This window comes from Streptacidiphilus sp. P02-A3a (genome assembly GCF_014084105.1).
Lineage (GTDB): Bacteria > Actinomycetota > Actinomycetes > Streptomycetales > Streptomycetaceae > Streptacidiphilus.
In genome coordinates this window covers 1,459,596-1,480,117 of the sequence record NZ_CP048289.1, presented here as the reverse complement: position 1 = coordinate 1,480,117, position 20,522 = coordinate 1,459,596, and the positions used below count along the sequence as shown (strand labels likewise).

General features: G+C 72.8%; 20 protein-coding genes and 1 tRNA gene. 11 read left to right on the top strand and 10 right to left on the bottom strand.

What is annotated here, in order from left to right; genetic code table 11:
- Position 1 precedes the first annotated feature (1 nt).
- The 3 genes from GXP74_RS06755 to soxR all read right to left on the bottom strand — a co-directional run bounded on the left by GXP74_RS06755 (position 2) and on the right by soxR (position 2,969).
- The gene (locus GXP74_RS06755) at positions 2–1,831 is read right to left on the bottom strand and encodes a bifunctional diguanylate cyclase/phosphodiesterase (protein WP_225447762.1); all 1,830 of its coding nucleotides are present in this window, start codon (positions 1,829–1,831) and stop codon (positions 2–4) included.
- Between the two features lie 232 nt (positions 1,832–2,063).
- The gene (locus GXP74_RS06750) at positions 2,064–2,348 is read right to left on the bottom strand and encodes a hypothetical protein (protein ID WP_182450487.1); all 285 of its coding nucleotides are present in this window, start codon (positions 2,346–2,348) and stop codon (positions 2,064–2,066) included.
- A gap of 120 nt (positions 2,349–2,468) precedes the next feature.
- Entirely contained in the window at positions 2,469–2,969 is a 501-nt protein-coding gene (soxR, locus tag GXP74_RS06745) for a redox-sensitive transcriptional activator SoxR (protein ID WP_182450486.1), read from the bottom strand.
- A 59-nt stretch (positions 2,970–3,028) separates the two neighbouring features.
- On the opposite strand from soxR, the gene GXP74_RS06740 reads away from it, so the two are divergent.
- Entirely contained in the window at positions 3,029–3,757 is a 729-nt protein-coding gene (locus tag GXP74_RS06740; protein WP_182450485.1) for a transketolase, read from the top strand.
- A 51-nt stretch (positions 3,758–3,808) separates the two neighbouring features.
- A complete protein-coding gene (locus GXP74_RS06735) occupies positions 3,809–4,699 on the top strand; it encodes a transketolase family protein (protein ID WP_182450484.1) in 891 nt (296 codons plus the stop codon).
- Positions 4,700–4,735: 36 nt separating this feature from the next.
- Here GXP74_RS06735 and GXP74_RS06730 read toward each other — a convergent pair whose 3' ends face one another.
- A complete protein-coding gene (locus GXP74_RS06730; RefSeq protein WP_182450483.1) occupies positions 4,736–6,040 on the bottom strand; it encodes an ROK family transcriptional regulator in 1,305 nt (434 codons plus the stop codon).
- A 276-nt stretch (positions 6,041–6,316) separates the two neighbouring features.
- Between GXP74_RS06730 and GXP74_RS06725 the strand changes: the two genes are divergently transcribed.
- The 3 genes from GXP74_RS06725 (at position 6,317) to GXP74_RS06715 (ending at position 9,138) form a co-directional block, all read left to right on the top strand.
- Positions 6,317–7,690 carry a GH1 family beta-glucosidase gene (locus GXP74_RS06725; RefSeq protein WP_182450482.1) on the top strand — a complete coding sequence of 458 codons (1,374 nt, stop codon included), beginning with the start codon at positions 6,317–6,319 and terminating at the stop codon, positions 7,688–7,690.
- A 131-nt stretch (positions 7,691–7,821) separates the two neighbouring features.
- Complete coding sequence (locus GXP74_RS06720; protein ID WP_182450481.1) at positions 7,822–8,034, top strand: hypothetical protein; 213 nt, start codon at positions 7,822–7,824, stop codon at positions 8,032–8,034.
- A 90-nt stretch (positions 8,035–8,124) separates the two neighbouring features.
- The gene (locus GXP74_RS06715; RefSeq protein WP_182450480.1) at positions 8,125–9,138 is read left to right on the top strand and encodes an aminoglycoside phosphotransferase family protein; all 1,014 of its coding nucleotides are present in this window, start codon (positions 8,125–8,127) and stop codon (positions 9,136–9,138) included.
- A gap of 170 nt (positions 9,139–9,308) precedes the next feature.
- Here GXP74_RS06715 and GXP74_RS42040 read toward each other — a convergent pair whose 3' ends face one another.
- The 3 genes from GXP74_RS42040 to GXP74_RS06705 all read right to left on the bottom strand — a co-directional run bounded on the left by GXP74_RS42040 (position 9,309) and on the right by GXP74_RS06705 (position 10,382).
- On the bottom strand, positions 9,309–9,776 hold the full coding sequence (locus tag GXP74_RS42040) for a hypothetical protein (RefSeq protein ID WP_370468386.1): 468 nt from the start codon (positions 9,774–9,776) through the stop codon (positions 9,309–9,311).
- The gene (locus GXP74_RS42035; protein ID WP_370468385.1) at positions 9,770–9,997 is read right to left on the bottom strand and encodes a hypothetical protein; all 228 of its coding nucleotides are present in this window, start codon (positions 9,995–9,997) and stop codon (positions 9,770–9,772) included. The genes GXP74_RS42040 and GXP74_RS42035 overlap by 7 nt, the downstream gene beginning before the upstream one ends.
- A 311-nt stretch (positions 9,998–10,308) precedes the next feature.
- A tRNA-Lys gene (locus tag GXP74_RS06705) sits at positions 10,309–10,382 on the bottom strand.
- Positions 10,383–10,562: 180 nt separating this feature from the next.
- Between GXP74_RS06705 and GXP74_RS06700 the strand changes: the two genes are divergently transcribed.
- From GXP74_RS06700 to GXP74_RS06690, 3 genes are all read left to right on the top strand, one after another.
- A complete protein-coding gene (locus tag GXP74_RS06700) occupies positions 10,563–11,603 on the top strand; it encodes an LLM class flavin-dependent oxidoreductase (RefSeq protein WP_370468384.1) in 1,041 nt (346 codons plus the stop codon).
- A complete protein-coding gene (locus tag GXP74_RS06695) occupies positions 11,600–12,541 on the top strand; it encodes a 1-aminocyclopropane-1-carboxylate deaminase/D-cysteine desulfhydrase (protein WP_182450478.1) in 942 nt (313 codons plus the stop codon). Before GXP74_RS06700 ends, GXP74_RS06695 begins: the two co-directional genes overlap by 4 nt.
- A 140-nt stretch (positions 12,542–12,681) precedes the next feature.
- The gene (locus GXP74_RS06690; RefSeq protein ID WP_370468383.1) at positions 12,682–14,019 is read left to right on the top strand and encodes a chitinase; all 1,338 of its coding nucleotides are present in this window, start codon (positions 12,682–12,684) and stop codon (positions 14,017–14,019) included.
- Positions 14,020–14,131: 112 nt separating this feature from the next.
- Here the strand turns inward: GXP74_RS06690 and GXP74_RS06685 are convergent, their stop codons facing one another.
- On the bottom strand, positions 14,132–14,341 hold the full coding sequence (locus GXP74_RS06685) for an acyl-CoA carboxylase epsilon subunit (RefSeq protein WP_182456211.1): 210 nt from the start codon (positions 14,339–14,341) through the stop codon (positions 14,132–14,134).
- Positions 14,342–14,431: 90 nt separating this feature from the next.
- Positions 14,432–16,051 carry an acyl-CoA carboxylase subunit beta gene (locus GXP74_RS06680; RefSeq protein ID WP_182450477.1) on the bottom strand — a complete coding sequence of 540 codons (1,620 nt, stop codon included), beginning with the start codon at positions 16,049–16,051 and terminating at the stop codon, positions 14,432–14,434.
- A 267-nt stretch (positions 16,052–16,318) separates the two neighbouring features.
- Here GXP74_RS06680 and GXP74_RS06675 point away from each other — a divergent pair, with 267 nt between their 5' ends.
- A complete protein-coding gene (locus GXP74_RS06675) occupies positions 16,319–17,008 on the top strand; it encodes a hypothetical protein (protein ID WP_182450476.1) in 690 nt (229 codons plus the stop codon).
- Between the two features lie 112 nt (positions 17,009–17,120).
- Positions 17,121–17,939, top strand: coding sequence for a thiol:disulfide interchange protein DsbA/DsbL (locus GXP74_RS06670; protein WP_182450475.1), 819 nt, complete (start codon positions 17,121–17,123; stop codon positions 17,937–17,939).
- On the opposite strand, the gene GXP74_RS06665 is transcribed toward GXP74_RS06670, so the two are convergent.
- Entirely contained in the window at positions 17,925–18,545 is a 621-nt protein-coding gene (locus GXP74_RS06665) for a universal stress protein (RefSeq protein WP_225447760.1), read from the bottom strand. The two genes, GXP74_RS06670 and GXP74_RS06665, sit on opposite strands and share 15 nt — an antisense overlap.
- 369 nt (positions 18,546–18,914) lie before the next feature.
- On the opposite strand from GXP74_RS06665, the gene GXP74_RS06660 reads away from it, so the two are divergent.
- Complete coding sequence (locus GXP74_RS06660) at positions 18,915–20,513, top strand: hypothetical protein (protein ID WP_182450474.1); 1,599 nt, start codon at positions 18,915–18,917, stop codon at positions 20,511–20,513.
- Positions 20,514–20,522: the final 9 nt, after the last annotated feature.

Here is a 20,522-nt window from a genome sequence, read left to right as displayed (position 1 = left end):
GCTACGCCTCGCGCTCCAGCAGCTCGTCGATCCCGCCCGCCGCCATCGCCCGGCCGTAGTGCCAGCCCTGCGCGCTGTCGCAGCCGGTGGCCCGCAGCTGCGCCGCCTGCATCTCGCTCTCCACGCCCTCGGCGGTGACGGTGAGCCCGAGTGTGTGGGCCAACTGCACCAGCGCGGCCACGATCTGCTCGTCCACGGCCTCGCCGCCCGCCAGGGTGTCGTGGAAGCCCTCGACGAACGACCCGGCCAGCTTGAGCACGTGCACCGGCAGCCGGCTGAGGTAGGCGAGGTTGGAGTAGCCGGTGCCGAAGTCGTCGATGGCGATCCGCACGCCCATCGCGGCCAGCGCGTGCAGGCCCTCCAGCGGGCGTCCGGTCGGACCCATGAAGGCGCTCTCGGTGAGCTCCAGTTGCAGCAGCCGGGCCGGGAGCCGGGTGGTGCCCAGCACCTCGGCGACGTCCGCCACCACGTCCGAGTCCCGGAACTGACGGGCAGCCAGATTGACGCTGACATACAACGGACGGTCAGGGAACCTCTCCTGCCAGGACCTTGCCTGTCGGCAGGCGGTCTCCAGCACCCAGCGGCCGAGCGGGACGATGGCGCCGGTGTCCTCGGCGATGCTGATGAAGCGGTCCGGGGCGAGCTTCCCGAACTGCGGGTGCTGCCACCGGACCAGGGCCTCGACACCCAGCAACTCGGCTTCCCCCTGGGCACCCTGGAGTCCCACCAGCGGCTGGTACTCGACCACGAACTCGCCGCGCTCCAGCGCCGGGCGCATCGTGGTGGCCAGCACCTGCCGGGTCATCTGGCCGGCGATCCGCTCCGGGTCGTAGAGCGCCCAGCGCGCCCGGCCGTCGGTCTTCGCCCAGCACAGCGTGGCGTCGGCGTCCTTGACCAGCTCGCTCGGGCTGCCGTCGGGTACGCCGCGCTCCACCACGCCGACGCTGGCGGTGGCCACCACCCGCTGCCCGGCCAGGTCGTAGGGGGCGCTCAGGATCTCGACGATCTCGGCGGCCAGCGCGGCCAGTTCGGCGCCGCCCGCGCTCCGCGGGACCAGCACCGCGAACTCGTCCCCGCCCATCCGCGCCACCAGGTGGCCGCGCGCGGTGAACCGCTGCTCCAGCCGGTGGGCGACGGCGACCAGCAGCTCGTCGCCGACATGGTGGCCGAGGGTGTCGTTGACCGCGGCGAAGCCGTCCAGGTCCAGGTAGCAGAGCCCGACCCGGCGGTCGGTGCCGTCGAAGGCCCCGGCCAGCTGCTCGAAGAAGAGCGAGCGGTTGGGCAGCCGGGTCAGCGGGTCGTGCATGGACTGGTAGTGCAGCCGGTCGCCGAGCCGCCGGGCCTCGGAGACGTCCTCCACCATGGCCAGGGTGTACTGCGGCAGGCCGTCGGCGCCCCGGATCAGCGAGACGGTGATGTTGGTCCACACCTCGTGGCCCTGGCGGTGGGTGAGCCGCTTCTCCACCCGGATCCGGTCCCGGTCGCCGCGCACCAGCTCCCGGTAGATCCGGCGGGGGTCCTCCTCGACGTCCATCAACTCGTGGATGTGCAGCCGCATCAGTTCCGGCACGGTACGGCCGAGCATCTCCGCGAGGGCCGGATTGGCCTCGATGATCCGGTCGTCGGCGTCGACCAGGGCCATGCCGATGCCCGCGTCGGTGAAGGCGGCGCGGAAGCGGGTCTCGCTGGCCCGGAGCGCCTCCTGAAGGCTCGCGGTGCTGGAGTGAGGTTCCTCACATTCGGGGCAGAGCCCCACTGTCAGGCGGCCCCCGGACACACATGCGTGCAGCGCGGCGTCAACCCTGAGGCCCTGATCGGCGCCGATGGACACGCTCTCACCTGCGGCTGCGCTCGTACCGGTATCTGTAGTCATGCTCATGCCAACGCCCGTACCCGTACCCGACCCCGCGCCAACCCCCATGCTGACGCCGCTGCCGTCCTCGCCGCTCGGGGCTCCGCTCGGCCCTGGCACAGCTCTCCTGTCCTGTGCTCCGCTCGACCACTACGCACGGTAGCGATCATAGGTCGCACGCTCGGACGACAGCCACTGTTAGCGGAACGATTCACTCGTGCGAGGGGGGACCCGGGCGCGGATCGACCGGGCGTACGAGGAGCCACCGGCGTCCGGTCACGCCCTGCACGCCCCCGGTCACCGCGCGCGCCGCCCGGACCGCCCCTGGCCGACGCTCCCCATCGGTCCCCGTAGGTCCCCCGTCGGTCCACCGGGTCGTTCCCCGACTGGGGCCGACGGGCCGGTACCAGCCGTCGATCTCGTCCTCTCGCAGCCCGGGTCCCTCGGCCAGCCGCACGATCGCGATGTCCTCGTCCTGGTTCCGCTGCTGGGTCACGCGACAGCCTCCGCGATCGGGGCGCACCGGAGGGCCGGGCGCCGGGCATCCCCACAGCATGCGCGTCCACCCCTGAGCCGGAACAGGTGCCCTCCGGTACGAATCCGCTCACGCGTCCGCTCAGGGACCGGCGGCGTCCCCGGCCCGGGGCTCGGCGGCGCGCGGATCGTGCGGCGGATCGCCCAGCAGGTAGCGGGCGCCCGGGCCGTGCTCGGCGGCCACGTCGTCCGGGTTGTACAGGCCGCAGGTGCTCAGCGACAGGCAGCCGCAGCCGATGCAGCCGCCGAGCTTGCGCCGCAGGACCTGGAGCTCGGCGATCTGGTCGTCGATCCGGTGCTGCCAGGAGCGGGCCACCGGCGCCCACTCCTTGGCCGTCGGCGCGTGGTCCGCGGGCAGCCTGGCGAGGGCCGCGCCGACCTCCTCCAGCGACAGGCCGACCCGCTGGGCGGCGCGGACGAAGGCGACCCGGCGCAGCGCGGCCCGGGCGTAGCGGCGCTGGCCGCCCGCGGTGCGCTCGGAGCGGATCAGCCCCAACTCCTCGTAGTAGCGCAGCGCGGAGGTCGCCAGCCCACTGCGGGACCCTAGTTGACCGATCGTCAGCAGGTCTCCGAGTGCCGTCACCGTGACCACCGCGATTCTCCCCTTGACTTCAAGTGCGCTTGAAGTTGCAGCCTACTCTCATGACACCGACACCGACACCGACCCCGATCGCGGAGCCGACTCCGACGACCACCACCGACCGGGAGCGGCTGCTGCGGCTGATGTCCCGGATGACCGGCGCCGAGAAGCACAGCCCCGCCGCCCACTCCACCCTGGACGCGCTCTGGGTGCTCTACGACCGGGTGCTCCGGGTCGGCCCCGGCACCGCCGCCGACCAGGACCGGGACCGCTTCCTGCTGTCCAAGGGCCACGGACCGATGGCCTACTACGCGGTCCTGGCCGCCAAGGGCTTCCTCGACCCGGGGCTGCTGCCCGGCTTCGGGAGCTACCACTCGCCGCTCGGCCACCACCCGGACCGGCTGCTGCTGCCCGGGGTGGAGATCAGCAGCGGCTCGCTCGGCCACGGCCTGCCGCTGGCCGTCGGCACCGCGCTCGGGCTGCGCGCCCAGGGCCTGACCGACCCGGCCGTGTGGGTGCTGACCGGCGACGCCGAACTGGACGAGGGCAGCAACCACGAGGCGGTGGAGTTCGCCGGGGCGGCCGGGCTGAACCGGTTGCACACCGTCGTCATCGACAACAGCTCCGCCACCCACGGCTGGCGCGGCGGCATCGCCTCACGCTTCGCGGCGGCCGGATGGTCCACCGCCACCGTCGACGGTCGCGACCACGCCGCGCTGTACGCGGCGTTCACCGCGCCGCACCCGGACCGCCCGCACGCCGTCGTCGCCGTGGTGGAGCCGAAGAACTGACCTGCTTTCCAGCAGAACTGACTACTCACCAGCCAATCCCGGAGGCACCCCGTGCGCGACCGCTTCATCACCACCGCCACCGCCCTGCTGGACGAGGACCCGCGGCTCGCGGTCGTCCTCGCCGACATCTCCGCCGCCGGATTCGAGCCCGCGCGGGCGGCGCACCCGGACCGGGTGATCAACGTCGGCATCCGCGAGCAACTGCTGATCAGCGCGGCCGGGGGGCTGGCGCTGACCGGCATCCGGCCGCTGGTGCACACCTTCGCCAGCTTCCTGGTCGAGCGGCCGTTCGAGCAGGTCAAGCTGGACCTGGTGCACCAGGACGTGGGCGCGGTCCTGGTCAGCGCGCTGGGCTCGTACGACTGGCCCGCGGGGGGCCGCACCCACATGTCCCCCGGCGATGTCGCCCTGCTGGACACCCTGCCCGGCTGGACCGTGCACGTCCCCGGCCACCCGGACGAGGCGGAGCTGCTGCTCCGTGACGCGGCGGCCGACGACGGCCTGGTCTACCTGCGGCTGTCCGAGCACCAGAACAGCGAGCCCCAACCCGTGGCCCAGGGACGTTTCCTGACGCTGCGCCAGGGCAGTCGCGGCACCGTGGTCGCGGTCGGTCCGATGCTGGACGCGGTGCTCGCGGCCACCGCCGGGCTGGAGCTGACCGTGCTGTACGCGGCCACGGTCCGCCCGTTCGACGGCGCCGCGCTGCGCGCCGCCGTGGCCGCGGGCGGCGGCCCGGCCGAGGTGGTGCTGGTCGAGCCGTACCTGGCGGGCACCTCCGTCCCGGCCGCGAACGCGGCGCTGGACCAGCTGCCGCACCGGGTGCTCGGGCTCGGCGTGGCCCAGGAGGAGCTGCGCCACTACGGCACCATGGCCGAGCACCTGGCCGCCCACGGCCTGGACGCCGCCTCGCTCCGGGCCCGGATCAGCTCCTGGCTCGGCTGAGGCCGCGGCGCCCCGGACCCATCCCGATCGCGCGCCCTAGGACCGGGGACGACTCGTCAGCATCGGTGCGCGGGCGGCGATCGCGCCGCCGGAGTTGAGGAACCGGGCCACCGGCAGGGTGGCCGCGCCCCGGGCGACGGCATCCGGCCCGAGACTGCCGAGCTCGATCTCGGTCCGCGAGAACGGGTAGTGCAGCGCGTGCTCGCGGGCGACCTCGCGGATCCGCGGCAGCAGCCGGTTCGCCAGCAGCAGCCCCGCCCAGCCACCGATGATCACCCGCTCCGGGTTGAACAGGTTGACCAGGTTGCCGATGCCGACGCCGACGTGCAGGGCGGTGTCGTCCAGCACCGCCCGCGCGGCCCGGGCCTGCGGCGTCGCCTCCCCGCTCGCGGCGACGCCGACGATCCGGCGCAGCTCGGACTCCTCGTCCTCAGCGCCGTCGGCGGGCGGTGCGCCGACGGTCTCGCGGTAGCGGGCGATCACCGACTCGGCGCCGATGTACGCCTCCAGGCAGCCCCGGGCCCCGCAGCGGCAGTGGCGTCCGCCGATCACGGCGGTCACGTGGCCCCACTCGCCCGCGCTGGTGCTGGAGCCCCGGTAGGGGGCGCCGCCGACGAGGACCGAGGCGCCGACGCCGGAGCCGATCAGCAGGAACACGGTGTCCGCCGCCTCCGGCCCGGCGCCGAACCACATCTCCGCCTGACCCATGGTGGTGGCGCCGTTGTCGATGAACACCGGCAGGTCGGTGACCTTCCGCAGCATCGCCTCCAACGGGACGCCGTCCCAGCCGATGGTCTGGCAGTGCACCAGGGACTCGGGCAGTCCCTGCACGATCCCGGGCACGCCGATGCCGACGCCCAGGATCTCGGCCCCGCCCACGCCCCCGGCGGCGCTCTCGGCCCCGATGCCGCCGGTCGCGGCGTCCGGACGGCAGTCGACCGCGGCCAGGCCGGTGGCGATCGCCGCGACCACGACCTCGGGTTCGTAGTGCCCGGCGCTCATCGGGATGTCCGCGCGGGCGAGCTCGTTCAGGGCCAGGTCGAAGCGCTCCACCCGGACATGGGTCTCGCCGACGTCCACCCCGATCACCTGGAAGCGGGAGGCGTCGACCTCAAGCAGGATCCGCGGCCGACCGCCCTCGGACTCGACCGCCCCGGCCTCGACCACGATCCCGGCCTCGATCATCTCGGCGACCACGTTGCTCACCGACGCCGTGCTGAGACCGGTGGCCCGGCTCAGATCCTGGCGGCTGACCTGGTCGTGGAAGTAGAGGTGGCGCAAGAGCAGTGACCGGTTCGACCGCCGTAGGTCCCGGACGTTCCTTCCGGCCTGGTCTGCCATGGGCCTCCCTCTCGTGAGCGGCTCGGGACCGCGCTGAACCCTATCGTCGCGGGCGCGCCGGGCGCACGCGACGACGGGGCCGGTGAACGGCGGCTATAGCCGAACCCCTTGACTAAGCAGTATTCCAGAAGTTAAATCACACCTCGAAATAAGTCGTGAGAAAACTTGGCGGATGTCGGTCCGGACCGCCGGACCACACCCGCCCCACCGCCACCGCTGTCGCCGCCCGAGCGCAGGCGCAGGCGGCGCGCACGCGCCACCCACCCGAGGAGAGCCATGCCCGCGCCCGACACCGCCGCCTTCGGCCCCGGCTTCACCTGGGGCGTGGCCACCTCCGCCTACCAGATCGAGGGAGCGGCGGCCGAGGACGGCAGATCGCCGAGCATCTGGGACACCTTCTGCAAGGTGCCCGGGGCGATCGACAACGGCGACGACGGCACCGCCGCCTGCGACCACTACCACCGCTGGCCCGAGGACGTCGCCCTGATGCGCGGCCTCGGCGTGGACTCCTACCGCTTCTCCGTCGCCTGGCCGCGCGTCGTGCCCGGCGGCACCGGCCCGGTCAACCCGGCCGGACTGGCCTTCTACGACCGGCTGGTGGACGCCCTGCTGGAGGCGGGCATCCGCCCCAACGCCACGCTCTACCACTGGGACCTGCCGCAGGTCCTGCAGGACCGGGGCGGCTGGTCGCAGCGGGCCACGGCCGAGGCCTTCGCCGAGTACTCGGGGGTGGTGGCCGCCGCCCTCGGCGACCGGGTCACCGAGTGGTCCACCCTCAACGAACCGCTGTGCAGTGCCTGGATCGGCCACCTGGAGGGGCTGATGGCGCCCGGCGTCCGGGACCTCGGCACCGCCGTCCGCGCCTCCTTCCACCTGCACCTCGGCCACGGCCTGGCCGCCCAGGCGGTCCGCGCGGCCTCGCCGGGCCCGGTGCGCCTCGGCATCGTCAACAACCTCAGCACCTGCGAGCCCGCCACCGACTCCGCGGCGGACCTGGCCGCCGCCCGGCGGGCCGACGGCCACATCAACCGCTGGTGGCTGGACCCGGTCCTGGGCCGGGGCTACCCGCAGGACATGCTGGACGTCTACGGCGTGGACCTGCCGGACCAGGGCAACGACCTGGCGACCATCGCCCAGCCGCTGGACTGGATGGGCGTCAACTACTACTTCCGGCAGATCATCGCCGACGCCCCGGACGCCGCGGCCCCGCACTTCCGCCAGCTGCCCGGCCCGAACCGGGAGCACACCGCGATGGGCTGGGAGGTCCACGCCGCTGGACTGGAGGAGCTGCTGCTCCGGCTGACCCGCGAGTACGGGGTGCGGGAGCTGCTGGTGACCGAGAACGGCGCGGCCTACCAGGACACCGTCGCCGCCGACGGCACGGTCAGCGACCCCGGCCGGACCGCCTACCTGGAGCAGCACCTGGCCGCCTGCGCCCGTGCCGCCGCCGCGGGCGCACCGCTGACCGGCTACTACGCCTGGTCCCTGCTGGACAACTTCGAGTGGGCGTACGGCTACGACAAGCGCTTCGGGCTGATCCACGTCGACTACCCGACCCAGCGGCGGACGGTGAAGGCCAGCGGCCACCGCTACGCCCAGATCATCGCCGCGCACCGGTCCGGGGCAACTGACGTGGCCTCAACTCACTGACCTGGAAGCGGGTTCCGGCTCGGCCACGACACCGAGCCGGTACCCGCGAACAATCCCGGCGGCCACGCCCGGCCCGCTGCGACCCGCGCTTCGCCCCGCAGGCCGCCGCCGCCCGTGACCTCGGCGCGACGGTGGCGCTGCTGGACCACGACGCGTTGCTCGCGGGCCGGGCGGACGAGGCCGTGCGCCGCGTCCCGGGCGGTCTCGGCGCGGTGTGGTACCGGGGCTGGATGATCCCCGCCGAGGCCTACGCGGACCTGGACACGGCGCTGGCCGGGCGCGGCGCGCGCCTGCCGACCAGCCCGGACCAGTACCGATCGGCGCACGAACTGCCGCGCTGGTAACCCGCCTTCGCCCCGGTCACCCCCGCCAGCGCCTGGCTCCCTGCGCGCCGGCGCACTCAGTCGCGCCGCCGCACTGAGTAGGGTGCCCGGATGATCAGGACACCGGAGGCCTTCACGCAGGCCACCATCACCCGCGAGGGAGCGGCCGGGGCCGCCTGGCTGGCCGAACTGCCCGGGATCGTCGAGGGGTTGCTGGCGCGCTGGGGCTGCGAGCCGGATGGCGAGGTGATGCACGGGGGCGTCGGCGTCATCGTCCCGGTGCGACGGACGGCGGCGGACCCGGGCACCGCCGTGCTGAAGGTGTCCTTTCCGCATCCCGGCAACGTGCACGAGCCGGACGCGTTCGCGGCGTGGGGCGGGCGGGGTGCGGTGCTGCTGCACGAACGCGACGACGAGCGCTTCGCGATGCTGCTGGAGCGGGTCCGGACATCGACGCTGGCCGAGGTGCGCGACAGCGACCAGGTGGCCACGGTGGCGGGACGGCTCAATCACCGACTGGCCGTGCCGGCCCCGCCCGGTCTGCCCCGGCTGCACCGCCAGGCCGATCGCTGGGAGCAGGAACTGCACAGGGACGCGCGGGAGTTGCCGCATTCGCTGGCACCACGGGTGGTGGCCGCCGCGGTGGCGACCGTCCGCGAGCTGGGACGCGTCCAGCCGGACACCCTGGTCCACGGCGACCTACACGCCAGGAACATCCTGCGCGCCGAGCGCGAGCCCTGGCTGGCCGTCGACCCCAAGGGCTGGGTGGGAGACCCCGCCTACGACTGCGGCACCCTGCTCAAGTCCCGCGCCCTGGCCCTGCTCGAAGCGGACGACCTGCGCGCGGCGGTCCAGCGAACGCTGGACGTCTTCGTCGACGCCGCCGAACTCGACCCCCAACGGGCAAGGCGCTGGGCCCAGTTCCACGCCGTCCAGGCCGCCTTCCACGGCCGTCGCCACGGATTCCGGATCGCCCGGAGCGGACCACGGCTGGACTGGCTGACCCAGTTCATGGACCAGCTGGCCACGTTGCTCACCGAGCGCGTCCCGCCCGGCGGCCCGGGGTCAACGCCGTGGTCGGCGCGGCAGCCACCGGCCGGGCGGTCGACTCCTGACGGTTCCTGACCTTGCCGACTCCAGTTTCAGGTCATCGGCGCCGACCACGACACCGAACCCGAACCTCTGTTCGATTCAGAGCGGACCTCTGACCTCAGCCACGGCCGCGCCGTCCGAGGCCGACACCGGGGGCAGGTCACGAACTCGCCGAGGCAGCCGCCGCTGGAACAGCTGCCCGGTCAGCGCCGCAGCTGGCTGGTGACCGTCGGATCCGCTATCGCGGTGTCCTTCGCCAGCATCAGCGCCTTGCTGAGGATGATCGCCAGGGTCCGGTCCCCCTCGAAGGGCAGCGCGACCGGGGTACCGGCGCTGTCGGCGTCGCGCCCGGGGACGATGCACGGGTAGCTGTCGTCCGGCGACGTCAGGATGCTCCCGGAACCCCGATGGATCTTGTAGCTGCGCAGGTCGCCGCGCACGTGGAGGAACTTCCCGGCCGCCTGGCAGCGCTCGCCCAGGGCCAGCCTCGGCAGCAGCCGGGACAGCGTCTCCCCGTGGCCCTTCGCCGTCTCCGACAGTTCACCGAAGCCGTACGAGGCCCAGTAGTCCCGGAACCGCCCCTCCGGCCCGCCGTCACTCCAGGTCGGGTCGTTGCCGACACTGGCCACGCCGACGAAGAGGTCCACGTCGCGCAGCACCTCGCTCAGCACCAGCGCCGGTACCGCGCCGTCAGCGCACGGGCGACGTGCACCGGCGCGTCGACCGGATAGAGGCGCACCTGGTCGGTCTGCAGGTACAGGTAGCTCCCGGAGGCGGTGAGGTCGTCGTAGGAGCCGCCGCCGGTGTAGCCGTCGACCCAGTACTCCGCGCGCAGACCCCATTCGGGCAGCTCGCGGGTGGCGGGCGCCTCGGCGGCGGTCAGCAGGTACACCTCGCGGTGGGCCTGCTTGAACGGCTGGACGATGCCGTGCTGCTCCAGCCGCTCCCGCCAGACCGGCCGCCGCGCCAGGGTGCCGACCAGCGGGTGGTCCAGGAACTGCGCCCGCCAGGTGGCGAGGGACCACCGCCGAACACCTCGGTCCGGCGGCCGAGACCGGTCAGCCCGTAGTCGGGGACAGCCAGTTCCTCGACTGGCAATCCCCGCCCGCGCGGAACCCGCCGGGATCCGCGGAACGAGGCCGAAAAACGAAACGGGCCCCCTCCCCGAAGGGAGAAGGCCCAGATCGCACTACCTGTCCACGGTGCGCCGCCAGGGACTCGAACCCCGGACCCGCTGATTAAGAGTCAGCTGCTCTAACCAACTGAGCTAGCGGCGCCTCTCGTGCCTGGCCTTGCTGCTTCCCGCCTGGGCACGACAGAAATAATACCTGACCTGGGGAGGTGCTGGTGACCACCGCCGGGGCGGCTGGGAATCCGGGGGCTGCGGGAACAGACCCGGGGGCGATCGGGTTGGCACCAGGTGTCCGATCCGTTTGTCCGTACGGGAGCAGACCACCGTGAGCCATGCCGACGCATCCACCCCGCTGTCGATCCTCGACCTGGCCACCGTCGGCGACGGCTATACCCCGACCGAGGCGCTGGCCGCGACCACCGAGCTCGCCCGCAAGGCCGAGGGCTGGGGGTTCCACCGCTTCTGGGTGGCCGAGCACCACGGCATGCCCGGGGTGGCCAGCTCCGCGCCCGCGGTCCTGCTGGCACACCTGGCCGCGGCGACCCGGACCATCCGGCTCGGGTCCGGCGGCGTGATGCTGCCCAACCACGCGCCACTGGTGGTCGCCGAGCAGTTCGGCACGCTGCACGCGCTGCACCCGGGGCGGATCGACCTGGGTCTTGGCCGGGCGCCCGGCACCGACCCGGCGACCGCGCGTGCCCTGCGGCGCGGGCAGCTGGACGAGACCGGCGAGGACTTCCCCCGGCTGCTGGGCGAGCTGATCCACTTCCTGGACGGGGACTTCCCGCCCGGTCACCCGTACGAGCGGCTGCGGGCGGTCCCCGGGCAGGCGAGCGCGCCCGGATCCGGTCGGCCGCCGATCTGGCTGCTCGGCTCGTCCGGCTTCAGCGCCCGGCTGGCCGGGCAGCTGGGGCTGCCGTTCGCCTTCGCGCACCACTTCAGCGCGGCGAACACGGTCCCGGCGCTCGACCTGTACCGGGATTCGTTCCGGCCGTCGGAGGTACTGGACAAGCCGTACGCGCTGATCGGCGTCGGCACGGTGGCCGCCGACACGCCCGCCGAGGCCCGTCGACTGGCCGGTTCCGGCGCGCTGGCCATGCTCCGGCTGCGGCGCGGCCAGCCGGCCCTGGTGCCGTCGCCGGAGCAGGCCGAGAACTACCCGTACACGGACGTCGAGCGGGACTTCGTCGACGCCTGGCTGGCGAACATCGTGATCGGCGACGTGCCGCAGGTCCGGCAGGGCCTGGAGGAGCTGCGGCGGCGCACCGGCGCGGACGAGCTGATGATCACCAGCAACGTCCACGGGCACGAGGCCCGGCAGTACTCGTACCAGCTGGTGGCCGAGGCGTACGGGCTGACTGGATGACCCCGGCGCCACCCGCCGGACCCGACCGGTCCGGCCCACCGGGTGTGCCGGGACTGGCGGCGGCGCTGCCCGAGTCGCTGCCCGAGTCGCCGCTGGAGGAGCTGGCGGACGAGCGGCTGCGCCGGGCCGGGGTGCGGCTGCTGCTGAAGCGGGACGACCTGCTGCACCCGGCCGTCCCCGGCAACAAGTGGCGCAAACTGCTGCCCAACCTGGTCGAGGCGCGGGCGGCCGGCCTCGGCGCGGTACTGACCTTCGGCGGCGCCTACTCCAACCATCTGCGCGCGACCGCCGCCGCCGGGCGGGCCGCCGGGCTGCGTACGGTCGGTGTGGTCCGCGGCGACGAGCTGCGCGGGCGCCCGCTGAACCCCTCCCTGGCCCAAGCCGCGTCCTGGGGCATGGAGTTGGACTTCCTGGGCCGCGCCGACTGGCGGCAGCGCGAGTCGGCGTCGGTGCTGGAGCCGCTGCTGCGACGGCACGGCCCGGCGCTGGTGGTGCCCGAGGGCGGGAGCAATGCCGCCGGGGTACGCGGATGCCTCTCCCTGGGGCAGGAGTTGGCCGAGTCCGAGGCATCGGTGGTCTGCTGCTCGGTGGGGACCGGCGGGACTCTCGCCGGACTGGCAGCAGGTTTGACGAGCCGTCAGTTCGCGCTCGGCTACGGCGCCCTGCGGCACGCACCGCTGGAGGCGGAGACCGCGGCGCTGCAACTGGCGGCCTTCGGCCGACGGACCGGCAACTGGCGTATCGACGACGGCCACCACTTCGGCGGCTACGGCCGGACCACCCCCGCGCTGACCGCGTTCGCGCAGGACTTCCTGACCCGGCACGGGATCGCGCTGGACCTCAGCTACGAGGCGAAGGCCATGTTCGGCCTGTTCACCGGACTCGGCGAGGGGATCCTCCGCCGGGGTACGACGGTGGCCTTCCTGATCGCCGGTTGAACGCCTCCTTAAGGGAGGTTCAACCAAAATTGGTCTAGTCCTAGGTCTAGTCCATTCTATTGACGCCCGGCTGACACCTCCTCCATCGTGGGCCCCGTACGCACCATGCAGCTTTCCTCTCCCCCACGAGGAGTTCCGACGTGTTCCGCTTCAGAGCCCCACGCGTCCTGGCCGCGCTCGCCGCAGCCGGGCTGGTCGCCACCGGTCTGGCGGTGGTGGCCGACGGCAGTGCCCAGGCGTCCACCACCGGGGCGGCGACGTCCACCACCGCCCTGAGTAGCAACTGGTACGCCGCCGCGCCCTATCTGATGCCGCTGCAGAACAACCCGCCCAACCCGACCGCGGTGATGGCCGCGACCGGTATCAAGGCGTTCCAGCTGGCCTTCATCCTGGCCCCCAACAGCGGTGGCTGTACCCCGACCTGGGACGGCACCAACCCGGTGTCCACGGACACCACCGTGGGCCCGATGATCTCGGCCATCCGGGCGGCCGGGGGCGACGTCTCGGTCTCCATCGGCGGCTACAACGGCACCAAGCTCGGCCAGGCCTGCGGCACCCCCGCCGCCACCGCCGCCGCGTACCAGCAGGTCATCACGGCGTACGGGCTGCACGCCATCGACTTCGACCTCGAAGAGCCGGAGTACGAGAACGCCACCGCCGTCGCCAACGAGATCGGCGCCGCGCAGATCCTGCAGCAGACCAACCCGGGCCTGTACGTCTCGGTGACCACCCCGGGCACCACCGCCGGAACCGGCTGGTTCGGGACCCAGATGCTCGACCAGGCGAAGGCCGACGGCTTCACCCCCAACAACTTCTCGATCATGCCCTTCGACGGTGGCTTCAACGGCGCCGCCTCGCAGATCTCCGCGCTCCAGGCGTTCAACACCATCCTGATGAACACCTTCGGCTGGACCTCCGCCCAGGCGTACGCCCACGAGGGCATCTCGATGATGAACGGCCGCTCCGACACCGGTGAGTACTTCTACCAGTCGGACTTCCAGACCGTGCTGAACTTCGCCACCAGCGTCGGCCTGGCCCGCTACACCAACTGGTCGGTCAACCGCGACCAGCCGTGCACCCCGGTCGACAACAACGGCCAGACCTCCGGCACCTGCAGCAGCGTGGCGCAGCAGCCGTGGGACTTCACCAAGTACAGCGTGCTGTTCGCCGGGGCCACCCCGCCGGTGAGCAGCCCCACCTCGACGCCGAGCAGCACCCCCAGCTCGACGCCGACGTCCACCCCGACCTCGACCCCGACGTCCACCCCCACCGGCACGCCGACGTCGACCCCGACGACCACCCCGACGTCGACCCCCACCAGCGGCAGCTGCGCCGCCGCGGCCTGGAGCTCGGCCACGGCGTACACCGGCGGCGCGGTGGTGAGCTACAACGGTGACAAGTGGACCGCCAAGTGGTGGACCCAGAACGACACCCCCGGTGGCGTCGCGGGCGTCTGGACCAACGACGGCCCCTGCTGAGCCTGTTCAGCGCACCGGTTGACCGGTGATCGCCCGGCGACCCCGGGAGACAGCGGCGCGGTGACACCCACCGGGTGTCACCGCGCCGTACCGCGTCTGCCCGCCGCCGCGGTCAGCTGTGCCAGCTCACCGGCGAGCGGTAGTCCGGGCGGCGCTCCGGCCGCTGCCAGCGGGCCTGCGTCCGGCCGGTGCCCAGCTTGGCGCCGTGGCCCGGGGTCCCGGCGGCGCGGGCCAGCAGCACGGCCGTCAGCGCGGCCAGTTCCTCATCGGCGAGCTTGCCCTTGACCACGCGGACCACAGGGTCTGCGGAAATCGGCTTCACGTCGGGTGCGACTGCGGTGGCCACTGCGTACTCCTCGGGTTTGCGGACGGACGGGGGCGGACGGACGGGTCGGTCTCGGTGCCGCTGGTGTTACTGCGGCGGGTTGCCGTGCTTGCGGGCGGGCAGGTCGGCGTGCTTGGTGCGGAGCATGTGCAGCGCGCGGATCAGCACGGTGCGGGTGGCGGCCGGGTCGATGACGTCGTCCACCAGACCGCGCTCGGCGGCGTAGTACGGGTGCATCAGCTCGTCCTTGTACTGCTTGACCATCTGCACCCGCATCGCCTCGGGGTCCTCGGCGGCGTTGATCTGCCGCCGGAAGATCACGTTGGCCGCGCCCTCGGCGCCCATCACCGCGATCTCGTTGGTCGGCCAGGCGTACGCCAGGTCGGTCCCCACGCTGCGCGAGTCCATCACGATGTAGGCGCCGCCGTACGCCTTGCGCAGCACCAGCGAGATCCGCGGCACCGTCGCGTTGCAGTACGCGTACAGCAGCTTCGCGCCGTGGCGGATGATGCCGCCGTGCTCCTGGTCCACACCGGGCAGGAAGCCGGGCACGTCCAGCAGCGTGATCAGCGGGATGTTGAACGCGTCGCACATCTGCACGAAGCGCGCCGCCTTCTCCGAGGCGTGGATGTCGAGCACCCCGGCCAGTGACTGCGGCTGGTTCGCGACGATGCCCACGACCTGCCCGTCCAGCCGGGTCAGCGCCACGATCACGTTGGTCGCCCAGCGCTCGTGGATCTCCATGAACTGGCCGTCGTCGGCGATCTCCTCGATCACCTTGCGCATGTCGTACGGCCGGTTGCCGTCCGCCGGAACCAGGTCCAGCAGCGCCTCGCAGCGGCGCTCCACCGGGTCCTCGGTCGGCTCGATCGGGGCGGTCTCCCGGTTGTTCTGCGGCAGCATCGACAGCAGGAAGCGAACCTCCTCCAGGCAGGTGCGCTCGTCGTCGTACGCGAAGTGGGAGACCCCGGACACCTCGGAGTGCACGTCCGCGCCGCCGAGGCCGTTCTGCGAGATCTTCTCGCCGGTCACCGCCTGCACCACGTCCGGACCGGTGATGAACATCTGCGAGGTCTCACGGACCATGAACACGAAGTCGGTCAGCGCCGGGCTGTAGGCCGCGCCGCCCGCGCACGGGCCGAGCATCACGCTGATCTGCGGGATCACACCGGAGGCGCGGGTGTTGCGCTGGAAGATCCCGCCGTACCCGGCGAGCGCGGTCACACCCTCCTGGATCCGGGCCCCGGCGCCGTCGTTCAACGAGATCAGCGGCGCACCGGCGGAGATCGCCATATCCATGATCTTGTGGATCTTCTGCGCGTGGGCCTCGCCCAGCGCGCCACCGAAGATCCGGAAGTCGTGCGCGTACACGAACACCGTGCGCCCGTGGACCGCGCCCCAGCCGGTGATCACACCGTCCGAGTAGGGCTTCTTCGCCTCCAGGCCGAACCCGGTCGCCCGGTGCCGGCGCAGCGGCTCCACCTCGTTGAAGGAGCCGTCGTCCAGCAGCAGCGCGATCCGCTCCCGGGCCGTCAGCTTCCCCTTGGCGTGCTGTGCCTCGGTGGCCTGCTCACTGGGCCCGGCCAGCGCCGACTCCTGGATGGCCCGCAGCTCCGCCACCCGCCCCCGGCTGTCGGTGCCGGTCAGCGGCGATCGGGCCGCGTCGAAGCCGTCGACTGCCTCGGGTGCCTCACGCAGATCGGTCATCTTCTTCAGCACTCCATGTCTACCCAGGTCAGACCCGAACCGGAACGCCGCTGGGAAAGCGGATCAGCTCACCCTTCGACCCTACGAGCCCGACCCCCAGAAGCAGGCAGTCGGTTCCGTACAACACCTGGCGCGATTCCATGGCAGAGCTGAACAGGAGGATTGGCCCGTCGACCTGGCACATGGCCGCAGAACTGGGGATACGCGTCAAAGCGGATCTCAGGAAGTTTCATCCGGATCTCACAATCCACAGCTAGGGTGCGGCGCATGTCCACCACAGACCCCGCAGACAACTCACAGCCGGTCGACCCCCGGGCCGGTATAGCCGCCGACCCCGCCGTCGCCGACCCCACGGTCGCACTCGCCGCCGCCGCGGCCGCCACCGGCTCCGCCACCACGGCTCTGACCAAGACCGAAGAGGGCTTCAAGCCCGCCGCGCCGGTCTGGACCCCGCGTCCGCACGAGCAGCTCAGCCCCGAGGACAAGGACCCGGCCGACCTCACCGACGACGAGCTCGATGCCCTGACCCAGGGCGAGACCTCCAAGGGCGTGGTCGGCGGAGCCTTCGCCATCGCCGCCGGCGCCCTCGGCCTGGCCTCGATCACCGGTACCTGGGTCAGCAACGTCGTCTACGAGCGGCAGCAGCTGATCGGCAGCATCGCGTCCAGCGGCAAGTCCAGCGCCCAGGTGATCTCCGCCGAGTACGCCACGCCCTGGCACCGGGTGGCGATGATCAACGGCTTCTTCGCCATCGGCGCCGTCGTCATCGGCCTCGGCGTGCTGATCGGCGGATACTTCCTGGCCGCGCGGCCGATGCCGGGCTGGGCCCGCGCCGTCGCCTGGGCCGCGCTCGGGCTCGGCATCATCGGCCTGGTCATCTCCGGAGTCATGTACTTCGACTGGGGCATCCACACCATCATCGCGCCGCCCGCCTCCAGCAGCAGCACCGGCGGCTGACGGGCGGCCCGCCCTCGCCCCCGCCCGGTGCTTGTCCTCCGGGCGGGCGAATACTCGGGCCCGCCGCCGTGTCCCAGGGGCTCCCTCCGCCGGTTGTTGGAAGGGTGCCCCCATGAGCCAGAAGCCGTTCAAGCAGTCACTGCTCCGTATGTGCGCGGCGCTCAGCCTCGCCACCACCGTCCTCGCGTTCCAGGCGCCGCCCGGGCTCGCCTCCCCGGCGCCCCGCGAGGGCACCGACTACGTCCAGCTGGCACACCCCGTGGCGCAGGCGCCCAGGGACCAGGTGGTCGAGGTCTTCTGGTACAACTGCAAGCACTCGTACCAGCTGGAGACGCCGCTGGACGACTGGGCGGCGCGGCAGAGCCCGCCGGTGCACGTCCTGCGCATCCCCGCCGCCTGGTCCGACACGCCGGTCATGCTGGCGTACGCGCGGCTCTACTACACCCTCGACCGGCTCGGCGTGGCCCAGCAGCTGGCCATCCCGGTCTTCCACGCGGTCCGCGACGAGCAGCGCGACCTCACGACCGTGGACGCCGCCGCCGACTGGGCCGCCGAGCAGGGACTGGACGCGGACGCCTTCCGCGCGGCCTACGACTCGCCCGAGGTCAACCAGGAGACCCAGGCCGCTCCGGCACTGCGCGAGCAGTACGACGTGCACGAGATGCCGAGCGTGATCGTCGGCGGCCGCTACCGGACCTCGCCGTTCCTGGCGAACGGCGGTGTGCCCGGCACGGTGCCGGTGGTGGACTACCTCTACCAGCGGGCCCGCACCGCCAGGCCGCTGACCGGGCCCCTGACCGAGCCGGAGGCCCGTCCCGAGGCCCGTCCGGAAGCACGCCCGCAGGCCCGTCCGCAGGCCGCCGCACGCCCCCTGGCCAGGCCCCTCGCCAGGCCGCTCGCCAGGCCGCTGGCCGGGTCAGCCCGCGTCTGACCCCCGGCGCCGCTCGGACTCCGGCGCCGGACGCCGGTCCCGCCCCACCGCCGGCAGCCTGCCGCCCCGGCCCTCCACCGGACCGGCCAGGGCCTGCGCCCGGCCGCCGAAGTCCGCCGGGTCCAGCCGGCGCAGTGCCCGGGCCGCGCCGTGCGGCAGCCGCGGCGGCGGCACCGCCAGCACCGGGCAGACGGCGTGCGCCAGCACATAGCGGCTCACCCCGGCATGGGCCAGCCGGGTCAGCGCCCCTCGCCGACCCGTGCCGACCACCAGCAGGTCGGCCGGGCGGTCGGCGACGTCGCAGAGCGCATAGCCCGCTTCCGCCCTGACCACCATCGGCTGTACTGGCAGGTCGGTGGGCCGCCCGCCCAGGCCCTCCTCGAACGCGGTGAGCAGCCGCTCGACCGCGGTGTCCTCCCAGACCTTCGCCAACTGCGGGCAGGGCGCCCGCCGGTAGCTCCCCTCGCCGCCGGGCGGGGTCCACGCGAGCAGCGGCAGCAGCAGCCGCTGGGACCGCCTGGCCTCGTCCACCGCGCGGCGCAGGGCAGCGAGACTGCCCAGCGATCCGCTGACCCCCACCACCACCCGGCCCGGCAACTCAGCCACCGACGCCACTCCCTCTCCGCTCCGGTTCTCCACCGCTCGCCTGGAATCTACGAGCGGCGGCACCGGCGCCGAAGCGTTCCGGCGCAGTCCGTACGCGACCTTGGCGTCGCGCTGACGACTCCCTGACGGCCGCCCCGCCACCGCCCGGCGACCGCCGGACCGCAGGCGACGTCCGGGCCGGGAATCCAACCCGAAGCGGACGTCAACGCTCCGTCAAGATCAACCGACAGGGCGTCAGGAGGCCGTCAAGATCACCGGCGTCCGTCCCGGCCAGGCGCACAGTTGCTGGCCGGGGGGCACGCCGTGCCGCCCGCGCGCGTGCGGCCGGTCCACAGCGGAACCGGTCGGCAGGAGGGTGGTAGGGGGACGATGTCAGTGGTCGGCGGGGTCGTATCGGAGGCAGCCACGGCTGCCCCGCAGGGCGGCGCCCAGCAGGGTGAAGAGGGCGGCGAGGGCGGCAACGCCGAGGGGGAGAGCGGGGGCCCACTCCCATCCCCGGCCGGAGGTGGGCAGCACGGATCACCACAGCACCCGCACCGGCCGCGTTCGCCGCTTCGACTGCCCCGCTGGGCCCGCTTCTCGAACACCCCCTCCCGACTGCGCGGACTGCTCGCGGGCCTGTTGGTCCTCACCGCCGCCTTCGGCCTGCTCTGCTGGAGCGCCGACAGCGGCGCCCAGTCCACCTGGACGACCGTCACCGGCAGCCAGGCGCCGCAGGTCATCGACGCCGGCGCGCTCTACCAGTCGCTCACCGACCAGGACGCCCAGACCGCGAACATCCTGGTCGACGGCGCGGACCCGGCCCTCGCCGACAACCGAGCCACCGCCCTCAAGGCCTACACCGCCGACCGGGTCAGCGCCGACCGCGCGCTCCAGTCGGCGACGCTCAGCGCCGCCGGTGACACGGCCGTGCAGCAGGCCCTGGCCAACGTCCTCGACGACATGGGCAGCTACGACGACCTGGCCGCCCGGGCCATGGAGCTCAACGACCATGCCAAGGCCGGATCCGGGCACCCCGACCCCGGCGCGCTCGCCGAGTACCGCCAGGCCACCGACCTGATGCAGAGCGCGCTGCTGCCCGCCGCCAACCAGCTGCTACAGGCCGACAACGCGGCCTTCGACAACGCCTACAACGCCCGCCGGTCCGACCTGTCGGACGCCGAACTGTGGACCGCCGTCCTCGGCGGCCTGCTGCTGCTCTCCCTTCTCGGGGCGCAGGTGTGGCTGCTGAGCCGCTACCGCCGGGTCGTCAATCCGCCGATGGCCGCCGCCACCCTGCTCACCGTGGTCCTGCTCGGACTCGCCTGCACGCTCTTCCCTGACGAGCGCACGGCGCTGCACACCGCCCGCCGCGACGCCTTCGACTCAGTGGTGGCCCTCGACCGCGCCCGCGCCGTCTCCTACGACGCCAACGCCGACGAAAGCCGCTACGTCCTCGACCAGGACCGCCGGGAGCAGTACCAGCAGTCCTTCTTCGACGACTCGCAGCAGTTGGCCGACCTCGGCTCCGCCACCTCTGTCTTCGACTACGACGCCCCGTTGAAGTCCGCCGTCGCCGACTACCAGGCCGATCACACTCATATCGACTTCGGCGGCTTCCTCGGGAGCGAGTTCCACAACATCACCTTCCCGGGTGAACGTGCCGCTGCGGAATCCACTCTGCTGGCCTACCAGAAGTACCAACTCGACGACCGCCACCTGCGCACGCTCGTCGACTCCGGGCAGCTGGGTGCGGCAGTCTCCTACAACACCAGCCTCGCCCCAGGCGGCTCCAACGCCGATTTCGCACTCTACGACGCGGCACTGACAAAGCTCATCGGCATCAACGACAGCGCCTACGCGAGCGCCGCCCACGACGGCTCCGACGAGCTGTCGGACCGGCTGCCGCTGCTCGCCGGGGGCAGCCTCGCGATCGTCGTGCTCTGCCTGCTCGGCGCCCGTCCCCGGCTCGCCGAGTACCGCCGCTAGTTCCGGCCG